At 30.4% G+C, this 15,675-nt stretch carries 16 protein-coding genes; 8 read left to right on the top strand and 8 right to left on the bottom strand.

What is annotated here, in order from left to right:
* Nucleotides 1–19: 19 nt before the first annotated feature.
* From ABI657_RS08810 to ABI657_RS08800, 3 genes are all read right to left on the bottom strand, one after another.
* Nucleotides 20–202 (bottom strand): hypothetical protein, encoded by a 183-nt coding sequence (locus tag ABI657_RS08810; protein WP_348096883.1) that lies wholly within the window; start codon nucleotides 200–202, stop codon nucleotides 20–22.
* Between the two features lie 273 nt (nucleotides 203–475).
* The gene (locus tag ABI657_RS08805; protein ID WP_348096882.1) at nucleotides 476–727 is read right to left on the bottom strand and encodes a hypothetical protein; all 252 of its coding nucleotides are present in this window, start codon (nucleotides 725–727) and stop codon (nucleotides 476–478) included.
* 621 nt (nucleotides 728–1,348) lie between these two features.
* The gene (locus ABI657_RS08800) at nucleotides 1,349–3,538 is read right to left on the bottom strand and encodes a glutamine synthetase III (protein WP_348096881.1); all 2,190 of its coding nucleotides are present in this window, start codon (nucleotides 3,536–3,538) and stop codon (nucleotides 1,349–1,351) included.
* Between the two features lie 425 nt (nucleotides 3,539–3,963).
* Here ABI657_RS08800 and ABI657_RS08795 point away from each other — a divergent pair, with 425 nt between their 5' ends.
* From ABI657_RS08795 to ABI657_RS08785, 3 genes are all read left to right on the top strand, one after another.
* The gene (locus ABI657_RS08795; protein ID WP_348096880.1) at nucleotides 3,964–4,980 is read left to right on the top strand and encodes a glutamine synthetase beta-grasp domain-containing protein; all 1,017 of its coding nucleotides are present in this window, start codon (nucleotides 3,964–3,966) and stop codon (nucleotides 4,978–4,980) included.
* Between the two features lie 201 nt (nucleotides 4,981–5,181).
* Nucleotides 5,182–6,150: a TerC family protein gene (locus ABI657_RS08790; RefSeq protein ID WP_348096879.1), complete on the top strand. Its 969-nt coding sequence runs from the start codon at nucleotides 5,182–5,184 to the stop codon at nucleotides 6,148–6,150.
* Between the two features lie 92 nt (nucleotides 6,151–6,242).
* The gene (locus ABI657_RS08785) at nucleotides 6,243–7,931 is read left to right on the top strand and encodes a T9SS type A sorting domain-containing protein (protein ID WP_348096878.1); all 1,689 of its coding nucleotides are present in this window, start codon (nucleotides 6,243–6,245) and stop codon (nucleotides 7,929–7,931) included.
* A gap of 50 nt (nucleotides 7,932–7,981) precedes the next feature.
* Here ABI657_RS08785 and ABI657_RS08780 read toward each other — a convergent pair whose 3' ends face one another.
* Nucleotides 7,982–8,494 (bottom strand): hypothetical protein, encoded by a 513-nt coding sequence (locus tag ABI657_RS08780; protein WP_348096877.1) that lies wholly within the window; start codon nucleotides 8,492–8,494, stop codon nucleotides 7,982–7,984.
* Between the two features lie 119 nt (nucleotides 8,495–8,613).
* Between ABI657_RS08780 and ABI657_RS08775 the strand changes: the two genes are divergently transcribed.
* Nucleotides 8,614–9,195, top strand: a complete 582-nt coding sequence (locus tag ABI657_RS08775; RefSeq protein ID WP_348096876.1) for a DUF1543 domain-containing protein — start codon at nucleotides 8,614–8,616, stop codon at nucleotides 9,193–9,195.
* 9 nt (nucleotides 9,196–9,204) lie between these two features.
* On the opposite strand, the gene ABI657_RS08770 is transcribed toward ABI657_RS08775, so the two are convergent.
* Complete coding sequence (locus ABI657_RS08770) at nucleotides 9,205–10,074, bottom strand: alpha/beta hydrolase-fold protein (RefSeq protein WP_348096875.1); 870 nt, start codon at nucleotides 10,072–10,074, stop codon at nucleotides 9,205–9,207.
* Between the two features lie 112 nt (nucleotides 10,075–10,186).
* A complete protein-coding gene (locus ABI657_RS08765; RefSeq protein WP_348096874.1) occupies nucleotides 10,187–11,059 on the bottom strand; it encodes an AraC family transcriptional regulator in 873 nt (290 codons plus the stop codon).
* A gap of 186 nt (nucleotides 11,060–11,245) precedes the next feature.
* Between ABI657_RS08765 and ABI657_RS08760 the strand changes: the two genes are divergently transcribed.
* From ABI657_RS08760 to ABI657_RS08745, 4 genes are all read left to right on the top strand, one after another.
* Nucleotides 11,246–11,650: a T9SS type A sorting domain-containing protein gene (locus ABI657_RS08760; RefSeq protein ID WP_348096873.1), complete on the top strand. Its 405-nt coding sequence runs from the start codon at nucleotides 11,246–11,248 to the stop codon at nucleotides 11,648–11,650.
* A gap of 398 nt (nucleotides 11,651–12,048) precedes the next feature.
* Nucleotides 12,049–12,456: a T9SS type A sorting domain-containing protein gene (locus tag ABI657_RS08755; protein WP_348096872.1), complete on the top strand. Its 408-nt coding sequence runs from the start codon at nucleotides 12,049–12,051 to the stop codon at nucleotides 12,454–12,456.
* Between the two features lie 371 nt (nucleotides 12,457–12,827).
* Nucleotides 12,828–13,235 carry a T9SS type A sorting domain-containing protein gene (locus ABI657_RS08750; protein WP_348096871.1) on the top strand — a complete coding sequence of 136 codons (408 nt, stop codon included), beginning with the start codon at nucleotides 12,828–12,830 and terminating at the stop codon, nucleotides 13,233–13,235.
* Between the two features lie 404 nt (nucleotides 13,236–13,639).
* Nucleotides 13,640–13,990, top strand: coding sequence for a secretion protein (locus tag ABI657_RS08745; RefSeq protein ID WP_348096870.1), 351 nt, complete (start codon nucleotides 13,640–13,642; stop codon nucleotides 13,988–13,990).
* A 165-nt stretch (nucleotides 13,991–14,155) separates the two neighbouring features.
* On the opposite strand, the gene ABI657_RS08740 is transcribed toward ABI657_RS08745, so the two are convergent.
* The gene (locus ABI657_RS08740; RefSeq protein WP_348096869.1) at nucleotides 14,156–14,638 is read right to left on the bottom strand and encodes a hypothetical protein; all 483 of its coding nucleotides are present in this window, start codon (nucleotides 14,636–14,638) and stop codon (nucleotides 14,156–14,158) included.
* A gap of 141 nt (nucleotides 14,639–14,779) precedes the next feature.
* Complete coding sequence (locus ABI657_RS08735; protein ID WP_348096868.1) at nucleotides 14,780–15,451, bottom strand: hypothetical protein; 672 nt, start codon at nucleotides 15,449–15,451, stop codon at nucleotides 14,780–14,782.
* Nucleotides 15,452–15,675 lie beyond the last annotated feature (224 nt).

The raw sequence follows: 15,675 nt of genomic DNA, 5'->3' as shown, positions 1-15,675 counted from the left end.
ACTAATTTGTTAATATATTTTACATAAATACAATTGCTAAACGTTCTTTTAAATTCAACCAATATATTTTGCTGTCGCTTAAAACTGTAATTTCGTAATTACCGAAGTTTAATATTAATAAAGGCTGTTTTTTGTTTAATAAAGGAACAGCCATCTCAATAATTTCTTTTTTTGCTTTTTTTTGAAAGATAATCTCCATCAAGAAGTTTTACTTTTTTCTTCCTGATCATAAGTAGATTCCGGAACAGGCTTAACCTGTGGCACTGAATATGTACCTTCCAGCAAACCAGAGTTAAAGCCTGTCTTTTTATTTATAAAAAACTTACTAAATGAAATTTCACCACTATTGGTTATCCGATAATGATCTACATTTTCTGTAATTGTAATTTCAGAATTTGGCTGTTTTGGAAAATCGGTTTTGTCTCTTGATAAATTTATGTCATTTAGTTTTGATTCATAATTATTGCTTTTGAGCCTATAAAATTAATTTCTTCATATCTTCAAAAGTTAATCTTTCTATTAGAAAAACTATTTTAGAATCTTCGTATTGTATATATTTGTATTTATCAGATTGTTGCTGCTCTATTAAAAATCCTTGGACAGGATTTCCTTTTTCGTTCAGGTAAAGAATTGCATGGGTGTCAATCTGTTTATCTAATTCTAAAATCAGTGAATAATCATTTTTCCCTTCATTTGAAAAATAAGGTGTAGACTGATTATTAATCATTAAAAAAACTTTGGAAATTAGATTGGCATTATGTCCGTAAGCTTCATTATATAATGCCTTGTTAGTTTCCAGAGTAGAATTCTTAGCTACTAAAATTCTGTTATTATTGAATAAAAAGTAAGATATAAACCCTTTTTCAGGTTTTATTTTTTGGAAATATCATTATAAGTGAATTGATATTTAGTGATTAACTGATTTTGACCTCAAACAGAACAGTCCGCTTTTTGCATCTTCAAATTCAACAATAATGCTTCTAAATCTATTATCAATTTCCTGATCTTCTACATTTGGCAAGCTTTCCTTAATATATAAGGATCTTTTATTGGGTCTGGAAGAAATTAATGTTTGATTAAAAAAAGAATCATCTTGTGTAATCAAATTTTTTTTAAATCATTTTTATTTTCTTCATTTTTAGAATTTACTTTAGGGGTATTTTGAACGTAATTTGAAAAACCAAAACAAAAAAAACGAAACGAATAAAATATTTTTCATTAAATAAAAATTAGTACACAAATTTAATTTTTACTAAACCAACGAAATCATCATAAATAATGATTTTATAAAACAAAAAAGATGGAACCATATAAGTTCCATCTTTTTAAATAGTATGTTTTGATAAAATTATTTAGTTAGCAATAACTCCCTGTATTTCGTTAAAGTCCAGGTTTCATCATCAACCAATAATTCAAGTTTATCGCAATGATTGCGTATGTTTTCAAAATAAGGTATAACTTTATTGCAATATGTTTCGGCCATTTTTTGGGCATCCGTTAATTGATTAGCCGATTTTCTTTCATTAGTCATGGCTAAAACCTTAGAATTAATCCCTTCAATATGAGATGAAATCTCCTTGATTAGCACAATTTGCTCTTTTGCAATCGTTTCAAATTCTTTTCCGAAAATTTCTTTTAAACCTTTTACATTTTCAATTAAAGTATTTTGATAGCGAATAGCAGTTGGAATAACATGATTTCTGGCAATATCACCCAAAACCCTTCCTTCAATTTGGATTTTTTTTGTGTATTCTTCCAATTCAATTTCATATCGTGCTTCGGCTTCAATATGGTTCAAAATTCCCATTTCGCTAAATAAGTCCAATGCCTGTTTAGAAACTTTTGCCTTTATGGCCTCAGGAGTAGTTTTAAAATTACTTAATCCTCTTTTAGTGGCTTCTTTTTCCCAAGCTTCACTGTATCCGTCTCCTTCAAAAAGTATTTTTTTTGATTGTTTGATATATTCTCTTAAAACATTAAAAATGGCATCATCTTTTTTCATGTCTTTCGATTCGATTAAGGAATCAACCTCAATTTTAAAATCCTTTAATTGTTTTGCTACAATCGTATTTAATGTAGTCATAGCATTCGAACAGTTGGCACTTGAACCAACAGCCCTGAATTCAAATTTATTTCCTGTAAAAGCAAAGGGAGATGTTCTGTTTCTATCCGTATTATCCAAAAGCACATCCGGAATTTTACCTACTACATTCAGTTTCAAATCTGTTTTTTCTTCAGGAGATAATTTTCCGGTAGTTACACTTTCCAGTTCCGATAAAACTTTTGTTAACTGTTCTCCAATAAAAACCGAGATAATAGCCGGTGGCGCTTCATTAGCACCTAACCTGTGATCATTACTGGCAGTTGCGATAGAAGCTCTTAATAAAGTTTCGTAATCATTAACCGCTTTAATGGTGTTGATAAAGAACGTTAAAAACTGTAAATTGCTCATTGGCGTTTTACTTGGACTCAATAAATTTACGCCCGTATCAGTAGCCAATGACCAGTTGTTATGTTTTCCTGAACCATTTACTCCTTTAAAAGGTTTTTCATGAAATAAAACTTTAAAATCATGACGCTCCGCAACTTTTTGCATTACATCCATCAATAAAGAATTGTGATCAACAGCAAGATTGGTTTCTTCAAAAATTGGAGCCAGCTCAAACTGGTTGGGTGCTACCTCGTTGTGCCGCGTTTTAACCGGAATTCCCAATAACATACATTCCTGTTCTAAATCTCTCATATAAGTTAAAGCACGCGTAGGTATCGATCCAAAATAATGATCATCAAGCTGTTGTCCTTTAGCAGATGTATGTCCTAATAATGTTCTCCCGGTCATCATCAAATCAGGACGTGAATTGGCCAACGCTTTATCTATTAAAAAATATTCCTGTTCCCAGCCTAAAGTGGCAGTTACTTTTTTGACGTTTTTATCAAAATATCTACAAACCTCGGTCGCCGCTTCATCCATAGCAGAAAGCGCTCTTAATAACGGAATTTTATTATCTAAAGCTTCACCTGTGTAAGCAATAAATACAGTTGGTATACATAACGTCGTTCCATAAATAAAAGCTGGCGAAGTTGGATCCCAAGCCGTATATCCTCTGGCTTCGAAAGTATTTCGGATGCCCCCATTTGGGAAACTTGAAGCATCAGGTTCCTGCTGCACCAACTGTGCACCTCCAAATTTTTCAACCGGATCACTCCCATCATAAGATATATCAAAAAAGGCATCATGTTTTTCTGCAGTTGTTCCGGTAAGAGGCTGAAACCAGTGGGTATAATGTGTAACTCCTTTTGCTAAAGCCCACTCTTTCATTCCCATTGCTATATAATCGGCTAGTTTTCGGTCTATTTTGGTTCCGTGTTGAATAGCATCCCTCACTCCTTTTAAAGCATCTGACGTCAGAAATTGCTTCATTGCTTTTTCATTAAACACATTGGCACCAAAAATGGTTGATTTTCTATCTATTTCTTCAAAGTGTATTGGCTTTCTTGCTGAAGCTTCTTTCAAAGCCTGAAAACGTAATGTTGACATGTCTGTATTTTTTATAATTATACTTATTTTCAATTTTGCTGGAAACAAATATAAACAATAATAAAAGTTGTTTAAAGCATCTTAATTATAATATTAGAACAATAATTTTTCAACATATCAGACATATTTCAAAGAATAATGGATTACTTTAAAAGAAATATAACAAATTCCTACAGTATTATCCAAGAAATAAACAATTCTTAATAATTAGATAACAACTAAAATAATAAAACATATAAAATAATTACGAATTTATTTTTTAAACGTGTTAAAAATTGCCTTTTTACAAATATACCCCTGTCAAAATTGCGCTTCTGTAAAAAATAAACGTTCCATAAACAAAATGCCCCCCTAATTTTTACGACTTAAAAAATAAATCTATATTTGACCCAACGAAAAAAACAAAAAAATTAATTTATATTATTATGGCTAAAATTAAGTTAGAGTACATTTGGTTAGATGGATATGAACCAACTCAAAATCTTAGAAGTAAAACTAAAGTTGAAGAGCACGAGAATTTCAAAGGAACGATAGCAGAACTTGATAACTGGTCATTTGATGGTTCGTCAACTAAACAAGCCGAAGGAGGATCTTCAGACTGTCTTCTGGTTCCTGTAGCAATTTACCCTGATCCAACCCGTATCAATGGATACCTTGTAATGGCAGAGGTTATGTATGCTGACGGAACACCACACCCTTCTAACGGTAGAGCTACAATTGATGATGATAATGATGATTTTTGGTTTGGTTTCGAACAAGAATATTTCATCATGGATACTAAAACTTTATTGCCATTAGGTTTCCCTGTTGGAGGATATCCTGCTCCACAAGGTATGTACTACTGTTCTGTTGGTGGAAAAAACACTCACGGAAGAAAATTAGTAGAAGAACATGCTGATTTATGTATCGCTGCCGGACTTAACTTTGAAGGTATCAACCAAGAGGTTGCTTGCGGACAATGGGAATTCCAATTATTTGCTAAAGGCGCTAAAAAAGCTGGTGACGAAATCTGGATCGCAAGATATTTATTAGATCGTTTGACTGAAAAATATGGTTACTATATAGAGTACCACCCAAAACCACTTGGAGATACTGACTGGAATGGTTCTGGTATGCACGCTAACTTCTCTAATAATGTTCTAAGAACATGTGGAGACCAGGCTACTTACGAAAGAATTTGTGAGGCTTTCCGTCCTGTTGTTGCAGAACACATTGCAGTTTACGGTGCTTACAACGACTTACGCTTAACTGGTAAACATGAAACTGCATCTATCCACGATTTCTCTTATGGAATTTCAGATAGAGGTGCTTCAATCAGAATCCCATTAATCACTGTTCAAAAAGGATGGAAAGGTTGGTTGGAAGACAGAAGACCAGCATCAAATGGTGATCCATACAAAATTGCTGCTAGAATTATCACAACTGTAAAATCAGCTTTATAATTCATTAGTTTAAATATATACAAGTGCCATCGTAATCGATGGCACTTTTTTTTGTTATCAATTTTAAGACAAGAAAGCATTACTTAATTTCTCCTTAATTAAATTCAAAAAACTTCTAAATTTGAAGGTAACTTTTCAATATTTAATTTTAAAGTCTGACTTCAAAACCTATCTTTGTAAATCATTAAAAAAATATATACCATGATAGTCTGGATTTTGTTTTTATTAGCCGTAGTTTTTATACTTGCCTTGGATTTGGGTGTGTTTAACAAAAACCCACATATTATCAGCACCAAAGAAGCAAGTAAATGGACACTGATTTGGGTAACTTTATCATTCCTTTTTTCGGGAGTTATTTACTGGCTTTACACAACAGATTATATTGCAAACCCGGATAATCTCAAACCTGCTGTAGCTTCAATGAAGTTTATTACTGGTTATTTGATAGAACTTTCTTTAAGTGTTGATAATATTTTTGTAATTGCAATTATTTTTGCTTCTTTTAAAATACCTCAAAAATATCAGCACCGCGTTTTATTTTGGGGAATCTTGGGAGCAGTAATTTTCCGTGGATTAATGATTTTCTTTGGAGTAATGTTAATTAACAAATTTACCTGGACAACTTATTTGTTTGGTGCTTTCCTTCTTTTTACAGCGATAAAAATGTTGTTTAGCGGAGAAGATGAAGATTTTCAACCAAAGGATTCTTTCGTTTATAAAACATTAGGAAAAATTATACCCATAACTTCAGAAATGGATCATGAGAAATTTTTCATTTTAACTGAAAAAGGAAAAAAAGCGGCAACACCTTTATTTGTTGCCTTAATTGTAATTGAAGTTATGGACGTTTTGTTTGCCGTAGATAGCGTCCCGGCCATTTTAGCTATTACATCAGATCCGTTTTTAGTTTTCAGTTCTAATATTTTTGCTATTCTGGGATTACGTTCTATGTATTTTTTCCTTGCGAATATGCTGGCGAAATTCAGTTATTTAGAATATAGTTTAGTTGCTATTTTAGCCTTTGTTGGTTTAAAAATGCTTTTGCACGATTATATTCATCTTCCGGAATGGGCTTCTTTAGGTTTCATTGCCCTTTCCCTTTTAGTTGGAATTTTGGTTTCATTAAAATTTGGTGATGAGAAACAGCTTACTGATACTGATGAAGAATAATTTGTAAAAAAAAGCCGTAATTTATTTTATAAATATAAGATAATACTTTATTTATATTATTTTTGCCTCATTATAAATCATTAAATTTTATCATGAGAAAAAATTACGTTTATTTGGTTTTCTTGCTCCTATTAAACATCTCTATGTTTGGGCAAAAAGTTACACTTACTCCAACACTTGTAAATGGAGTAGGTTATAGTTCTGGCTCTATCAATTTAGGAGACGTAACTACTTCTAGTATTTCATTATCAGTGATGGTAGAATTATTAGCTAATGCCGGTGATAATGGAACAATAAATTTATATTATGTTAAAACCACCGGGTCAAATGCTATAATACCCACAGGTGGTAATGGAGGAAGTTTATTTTTTGGAGGAGGAAAAGTTGGATCAAGAGGGTTTGTCATTTCTTTAGATTCAGCACAGTTTAATAGTACTGGAGGATATATTTATGCCGAATATAAAACTTTTACTGGATTAATATATAAGAGTAGCAATATAAGTGTTATAAAAAACAATACAACTACTCCTACAACTCCAACAACCCCGGATCCTTCCGACGGTTTTCTTCAACATATACCATATGGTGGCATCCCATTATTACCTGAATTTCATACTAATTCTATTAATGCTGAAAATATCGAGTCACAAGTATGGGTAGATGAAAATGACATTCAATATGGAAGCCAAGGAAATTACCAAATATATAAATATACTACACTAAGACAAAAAACAACTTTTAATAACGGAAGCAGCCCTGTATATAGTAGTGAGATAAAAGCTTTCCCTACAAATTTTTACGGAACTTCAGCTATAGTCAACAATACAATTGAAAGTAATCAATCCCTAACAAATGATGAAACTCCTAAAACTATAATTGGTAATCAAGCAACTAAAACCGTTGTTATACCAGGAACAGGAGGAAGAAGAAACCAAAGTGTGACCACTGATTTAACCAATTATCAATGGCAATCTAGAATTAAATTCCCTCTTAAATGGTCTTGGTTCAATTCTTATTATTTTGCTCAATATGGCTGGACAGATATAATTGGCTCTACAGAAGCGAATTACACTCCCCCTAAAACTATCCAAGCAATGGAGTATAGAAGATTAGTTCTTGAAGAAAAATCTGCTCCACAAACAAAATATAGAAAGTCAGCAGCAAGCAATGTTGTCAATATAATACCTCTTGGTAGTAACAGTACAAAAAACATCATTTGTTGTGATCAAACTGTAGCTAGTGATAAATTAGCAAGTCCAATTATTGGAGATTATCAAGATATGGTTCAATGGCAAATCTCAAATGATGGTATAAATTGGGAGGATATATTTGGAGCAAATTCAAAAGATTATTTACCTACACAAAATCTTTCAACTGGAAGGAGAGATACTTCTACTCAAGATCAAGATAAGTCTCAGTTTTATAGAAGGCTTTATTATGATTATAATGTTCAAAAAAAATATTGTTCAAGTAATATTATTAAAATTATTTTTGAATCGCGATTAAACACCACAAATAAATCTATAAAAATATATCCTAATCCAACAACATCAATTTTAAATATTGAAGATACTAGAACAACTGTAACAATATCAAATATAACTATTATAGATCAAACAGGTAATACGTTTATACCAAATAGTTATTCAATTATAAATTCAAACTTAACCCAATTAGATGTTTCAAATTTACCATTAGGAATTTATTTTCTTAATATAATAATAAAGGCAGAAAGGGCAACTAGAGGTTACTCTTATCAAACAACATTTATAAAACAATAAATTCTTTAAAAAAAAAGGAAATCTTACGATTTCCTTTTTTTTTAAAGAATTTAGTTTAGTCTTTTCACATTACTATCATCAATACTATATTTTTTTATTACTTCGTAATAATCAGAATAGCTAGGTTTATTAACGGATTTATTTGTATTTACTCCATCATCTCCAGGAACAATTACAATTCGAAATATTTGATCAACTACAAAATCTGATGGAATAGGATTAACATTTAATTGAAATCCTTCAGTAAAGATTCTAACATTATCTTGGGTAAAATCATATTTGAGGGCAAAATGTAGAGAACCATTGCTGTAATAATGAGATTCTGGTAGTGGTGTCCATATATCTCGTCCTGTATCGGGATCAGCTCCGTCATATCGATAAACTAAAATAACATCTCCTGTATATATTCTGGTATCAAAATCTACATATAATTCAGAATTAGCGGTAGAACTAAAATTAGCTTTATTGATCTCGAAAACATGAGAGATTGTATCAAAATCTTGATTATCATCATCTGAACAACCAGAGAATGCAAATAATCCAACAACTGCGAAAAGGGTCAATATCTTTTTCATCTTTTTTATTTATTTAAGGTTTATACATAAAGGTATTTCAAAAATTAAACCAAAAAAAGTTTTTCAGCAGAATTTCATGTATATTTTTTAAATTATCTTTACAAAGTATGGAAGAACAAATAAAACTTTACCTTGTAATGCTTGGCTGTACTGTAAAAGGAAGACTTATTGAACAGCATGATATTTTTTTCGGAATCGGGAATTCTTTATCGCAACTAGTGCCGAAAATAAAAGAATTCTGGCCAGATGCCAATACCGATATTCATATTGATGTATGGCGGGAAGTCACAGCCGTAGATAATTTTTTAATATCTGTTGTCCCAAAAAATGATGTTTTAGAACCAGATGTAAATTCACCAAAATTGTTTTTCCTTAATCTTGGCGGTTATAAGCAAAATGAATTCGAAGAATATCATTATAAAATGCTAACCGTTGCAGACACGATTGCAGATGCAATTAAAAAATCTAAAAAATCAGCATTCTATAAACACTTTGGTTTTAAAGGAGCCGTTTCACATATAGATGAAAAATACGGAATCGATGTGGATGACCTCCATAATGTTTCAGACATTCTATCTCCTGCTGATCAGGATATGTATTCCATAAAAATAACTGCTTATAATGAAATTTTTGTGAAACAGGATGAATTTCATAATGGTTATTTGAAACTGAATAAAATTCCAAAATAATCCAGTAAATTATTTTTTGTCGACGTCTTTATTTTTATTCAAAATTTTGCTGAAAAATAATACATGATAAGGCAATGAGTTTTCCCAATATTCCCATGTATGGGCACCAGGTCTTTCTGTATAATCATGTTCTACCTTATTATATACCAGCCTTCTGTGTAATTCTCTATTGGCTTCTATTAAAAAATCATCAACACCGCAGTCAATAATGAGCGGAAGTTTATTATCTTTTATTTTATCTGCCATATTTAAAACGGCATGCTGCTCATACATTTTTATGTCATTGCTTTTATCGCCAAAAACAGGCTCAATAAGCTTTATAACCTGACCAGATGAATCCCGATTTAGCATAGTGCCCATATCAACAGCTCCGCTCATACTCCCGGCAGCGCAAAATAATTCAGGATGTTTGGCCGACAAATATAAAGCGCCATGACCTCCCATGGAAAGTCCTGTAATAACCCGGCCATTTTTAGTGGCAATGGTTCTGTATGTTTTATCTATTTTCTGAATCACTTCCTGAGTTATGTAAGTCTCAAACTGACTTCCCTTGTTTACAGGGCTGTCCAGATAAAAACTAAACGTTTCTCCTTCGGGCATTACTATTATTATATTGTATTGATCGGCTAAATTTTTAACCAATTCTTTATTTGGAGTGTTTTTTAACCAATCTCCAAAATGTCCATAAGCACCATGTAATAAATAAAGGACCGGAAATGTATTTTTGCTCTTTGTATACGAATTAGGCAATACAACTGCTGCCTTATATGTTTTGTTCATTGCTGTGCTGGCCACTTCTAATGAATCAACTTTGGCGGCATACGAAATAGATGAAAAACATAAAACAGACAGGAATGCTAAAATTTTAAAACTTTTCATGATTGATTTTTATTCGATTAGGAATGTAAATATACTTTTTTCAAAATAAATAATAAACCCGACGAGATTTAAAAAATCTGTCGGGTTATAAAAATGGGCATATAAAAATTAACTACATAATGACAGACCTATGTTCCTGTCTGTATTCTGAAGCACTTTTGCCGGTATATTGTTTAAAAGATTTACTGAAATGACTAAAATTATTAAACCCACTTTCGTAACAAACATCATTAATGCTTATTGGTTTTTCAGCTAAAAGTTTAGAAGCATGCACCAAACGATATTCGTTTACAAATTCAGTAAAGGTTTTATTGGATATTTTTTTAAAGTAACGACAAAAAGAAGGGGTTGTCATACTAACAAGACTGGAAATTTCATCAATAGAAATAGGTTCCTGAAAATGATCTTTTACATAGTTAAACACTACATTGATTCGATCGTTATCCTGTACCTGCATTTCAAGAGAGAATCCGTCAGCATTTAAAACTGTATATTCTTCTGTAGATTCCAGTTCATCCAAAATGCTTAAAAGTGTTACTAAACGTTCCAGCGGAGATTTATTTTCCATCAAATCCATTTTTGTTCCAATGCGCTTTTTTGTTGCTCCTCCAAATGCTATTCCTGCTTTCGCCTGATTAAGGAGTTTTTGGATTTTTTTCATTTCGGGAGCATTAAAAAAATCAGAGCCTAAAAATTCAGGTTTGAAATGAATTACAATCTCATCTTTATTACCTGTTTTTTCGTTTGTAAATCCACAATGTGGAAGGTTGGAACCAATCAAAACCAAAGAACCATTTGTATAATAAGAGATGTGGCTTCCTATCTGTCTTTTTCCTGCACCGCCATTTACAAATACAATTTCAATCTCAGGATGATAATGTAATAAATGTGATTTACTGTTTGTTTTTTGAGCATGTTTAGTGTAGGTAAAGGAACTTCCATAAGAGTTTGATACTACTTCAAGAGCTGGGGCAATTGTTTTCATTTCAAAAGTTTAAAATATAATAGCAAATTTAACAAAAATGCCTAAAATAATTCAAATTTTAACCTACAACGCTTTCGTAAATGAGAATACAGCATACATATCAGCCAATGCAGTTGCGTAAAATTGTCTATAACCGAAGTAATTTAGCATCAGAGAATTAGAACTATTAATTTAAAAACTAAAGACATGAAAAAGACTTTAAGATTAAGCTTAGTATGTGCAGTACTTTTTTCCGGAATGAGTACATATGCAATTGATGGTAATGAAGACTTTAATCTTCATGTATTAAAAGGAAAAGGAAGAGTAATTACTTTTGCATTAAACAAAGTAACTAAAGCCAGCTTATCCATTTATGACGAAGAAGGTAATCTAATTTATTCTGAAAAAGCTTCAGGTAAAGATGGAATTTTGAGAACTTTTAATCTAAAAGAATTTCCAGCAGGAACTTACTTTTTAGAAGCTGAAGATAACTTGAAAAAAGTAAGACATGAAATTATAATTACTGATAGCGAAAGTATGTTATCTCGAAAAGCAATTTCATCAGTTTACAAAACAAATCTTTCTGATAATTCAAATGTAGCGGTACGCTAAAAAATATACTTTAATTATAAAGTATAAAAAATGAGGTTAAAATAGCATTACAATATAAACTTTTTAGAAGTTTTCAAAACAGCTCATTGTGGTTATTGAGCTGTTTTTTTATGTTCAATTTCTAATATTTTGTTATATACATTTTTTTTAAAACATATAATTATAACAAATTAATAAATTTTCCATTTCAATTATCACATTCGTAATTATCATCATTTTATTAAAAAATAATAATCAAATTAACTAAATCACCTAATATAATTCAAATTTTAACCTATAACGGTTTCGTAAATGAGAATATACCACATATATTAGAAAACAGAGTTGTGTATTTTAAGGCATGATCAGTGTAATTTAGCAGTATAGAACTTAGAGAAATTAATTAAAAAAATATAGTCATGAAAAAGATGTTAAAATTAAGTTTGGTATGTGCGGTGCTTTTCACAGGAATGAGTACTTATGCAATTGACGGAAATGGAGATTTTGCACTTCATGTAATTAAAGGAAATGGAAGAACTGTGAGTTTTGCATTAAATAATGTAAAAAAAGCAAACCTATCTATATATGACAAACAAGGTGTATTGATTTATTCTGAATATGCTACAGGAAAAGATGGAATTTTAAGAACATTCAATTTTGAAGAATTTCCAGAAGGTACTTATATTTTAGAAATAGAAGATAACGTAAAAACAATAAAACATGAAATTGTAATAATTGATAACACTTCAACATTATCAACAAAAGCAATGTCATCTGTATATAAAGCAGGATTTTCTGCAAAAGAAAGCAGCGTAGCAGTACGCTAAAAAAGTTTATACTCGCATACAGTATAAAAATGAGGTTAGATAGTTAGTAAAGTTTAAAACTTAATTGTTTTGAAAACAGCTCTTGGTGGTTCTTGAGCTGTTTTTTTTGTTTTTAATAACCTCATAAAATTAGAAATTCGAGAAAATTAGATTAACTAAACATCAATTTATTGTTATGTGAATTTTTAATTTAGTTGCAGATTTTTAATCAAATTTTATAAATCACTAAATATAATTCAAATTTTAACATATAACGGTTTCGTAAATGAGAATATAGCACATATATTAGAAAACAGGGTTGTGCATTTTAAGGCATGATCAGTGTAATTTAGCACTATAGAATTAGAGAAATTAATTTAAAAACTATAGTTATGAAAAAGATGTTAAAATTAAGTTTAGTATGTGCAGTGCTTTTCACAGGAATGAGTACTTATGCAATCGACGGGAATGGAGATTTTGCTCTTCATGTAATTAAAGGAAATGGAAGATCGGTAACTTTTGCTTTAAATAATGTAAAAAAAGCAACTTTATCTATATACGACAAACAAGGCGTTTTGATTTATTCTGAATATGCTACAGGAAAAGATGGAATTTTAAGAACTTTCAATTTTGAAGAATTTCCAGAAGGCAGTTATATTTTAGAAATAGAAGATAATGTAAAAACAATAAAACACGAAATTATAATAATTGATAACACTTCAACATTATCAACAAAAGTAATGTCATCAGTATATAAAGCAGGATTTTCTGCAAAAGATAGCAGCGTAGCAGTACGCTAAAAAAGTTTATACTCGCATACAGTATAAAAATGAGGTTAGATAGTTAGTAAAGTTTAAAACTTAATTGTTTGAAACAGCTCTTGGTGGTTCTTGAGCTGTTTTTTTTGTTCTATAGATTTTAATTTTGAATAAAAAATAAGTGTACAAAATACATTTTAACAGAAAATACTTATAAAGAATAAATGGTCTGATTGTTAAAATTTTAAATATTTTTAAAAAAAACAAAACCAAATGGCCAATAAATCCGTAACTACAGTAACAAAAACACAGAAAAGCCTTTAATTCAACAAGTTACTGTTAATAATTACTATCAGAAAAATTTTGATATAAGAGAAGTATTTGTAGTTTTGTCATTACCACGAATGAAAAAAGAAAATTAAAATTAATTAAAATCCAAAACAAAGATGAAACAAATTTTTAGACTCAGCTTCGTTGTAGCTGTATTTTTATCAACACTTAGTACTTATGCAATTGATGGAAAAGGTGATTATATCTTGTATATAAAAACCGGTAACGGAAAAACGGTTAGCTTTACCTTAGACACTGTTACAAAATCAAATTTTTCAATTTATGATGAAAACCATAATTTATTGTACACAGGAGAATCTGCTGTAAATGAATTAGAAATTTCAAAAACTTTAAGTTTAGAAGGATATTTATCCGGAACTTATTATTTAGAAGTACTAGAAAACAACAAAGTTATAAAACATGAAATTAGCGTTTCAAACAAAAAAGTAAAAGCGGTTAAAAATTAATGATTCCATAAACGAAAATCCTACATTTCGTCGTCAATTTTTAGCCTTTTTTGCTCCCAAAAATATAAAGCAGCTTCTTTAGGAGCTGCTTTTTTTATTATAAATATTGTTATAATGATTTAAGTCTTTTATGATTTTAACGATTAAATACTATAGTACTGTATTTTACTTTAAAGGAATACCGTAAAGTTTAATAAATAAGGAAAGAGACTTATTTAGTTTTGAAATTAAATCCAAAATAGGCTCAAGTGTTTCTGGTGCATCAGCAATAAAATAATCAATTTGAAATTTTAAAGTTTGTCCTAACTGTTTGTTCTCGCCTACTTGTGGAGGTAAAGCAAAAGGCCGTAATTGTAATTTGATTCCTCCTCTTGACTGATCTCTTATAAACCAGGAAAGAAATTCTAGTGAAATCAAACTTTCCTGAGTTTTATCGATATTGAATTCGAACTGGAGTAACATCTCATTTTCAAAACCTCCATTTGTTCTTAAAAGTGCAGCTATTGGAAGATGTGAAAATTCCACTCCTGATAAAATTTCCTCTTTTACTTCTTCTAAACTATCAATTCCGCTGGAAACATTTTCTATTCCTTTCAAACTAGTAAGTGTTTGATGAAATTGTTCTATTTCAATTGGATATTCATTCATGTTTAAAATATTAGATTAAGTAAATTTAATAAAAGCGTCTGTTGGAGTTGTAATCGCTTCATTGTAGGCATTGTATGCAATGAATTACAGTTGTCGTAAATAGCATACAAAGCTTGTAAAGTCATATGAATATCATTAAAATCAATTTCCTAATGTAGAATTCATAATTGTAAACTGCAAGAACATCATCCCACTTATAGCAATTAGTAAATATATAAATTTCTTAATATCCCTAAATTCTCTACCTTCTTTCAATATTATTTTTTTAAATTTTACTGAAACCAAGGTTAAAATACAACTTATAAAAACCAAACCCAGAGCTGATTTCATTCCAATTCCAAATGGAAAACCTTCTTGTTTGCCTTTCAGGAAAAAAGGAATAATATTATATAAAAAAAGAAAGTTCCAAGCCAAAACATAAAATATAACTACAGGCTTCTTTATCGGAAATCCACCCTGATTTTGTGTTTCTATAATCTCTAAATTCTGAGCGCTTATTTCAGAATTTAAATTTTCTAAAAATCCCGTTTTCTTTATCTCGCTTAAAACCCTATTTGGATTTTTAAGTGTCCAAAAAATAACTTTTGAATTGTATTTTTCTATTCTGTGATTTATTTTAATTCCGTTTCCAATTATCGGAATTGAATTGTATGCTTCTATCGAAATTATATCTTTTGGCTGAAAAACCAAATTACCCACAATAGAAGCATTGATTTTTAAAACTTCTTTATCAACATATAAATCAGCAAAAGGATAACTGGCATTTGCCATTCCAATTCTTGCTCCGCCTGTAAGTGTAAATTTCTCGGTCATAAATTTAATTTTTATCTAATAACAGATATATCCGCACAAAGAAACATTATTTTAAAAAAAAAAAAATGCAGTCAATCGTATGCTGGCGCGAGTATCTCGCTTGTGTACTTAAAACTTTATCTTAATGCAATAATTCTGGGTTCACGAGCGGGACGATAGCGCTAGCGGGCTACCGTGTGGACACATCTAAGAATAATTGCCATCCTTCCATTATTGCTGCAAAT

The organism is Flavobacterium sp. (assembly GCF_039930565.1).
Lineage (GTDB): Bacteria > Bacteroidota > Bacteroidia > Flavobacteriales > Flavobacteriaceae > Flavobacterium.
This window is presented reverse-complemented; position numbering and strand designations above follow the sequence as displayed.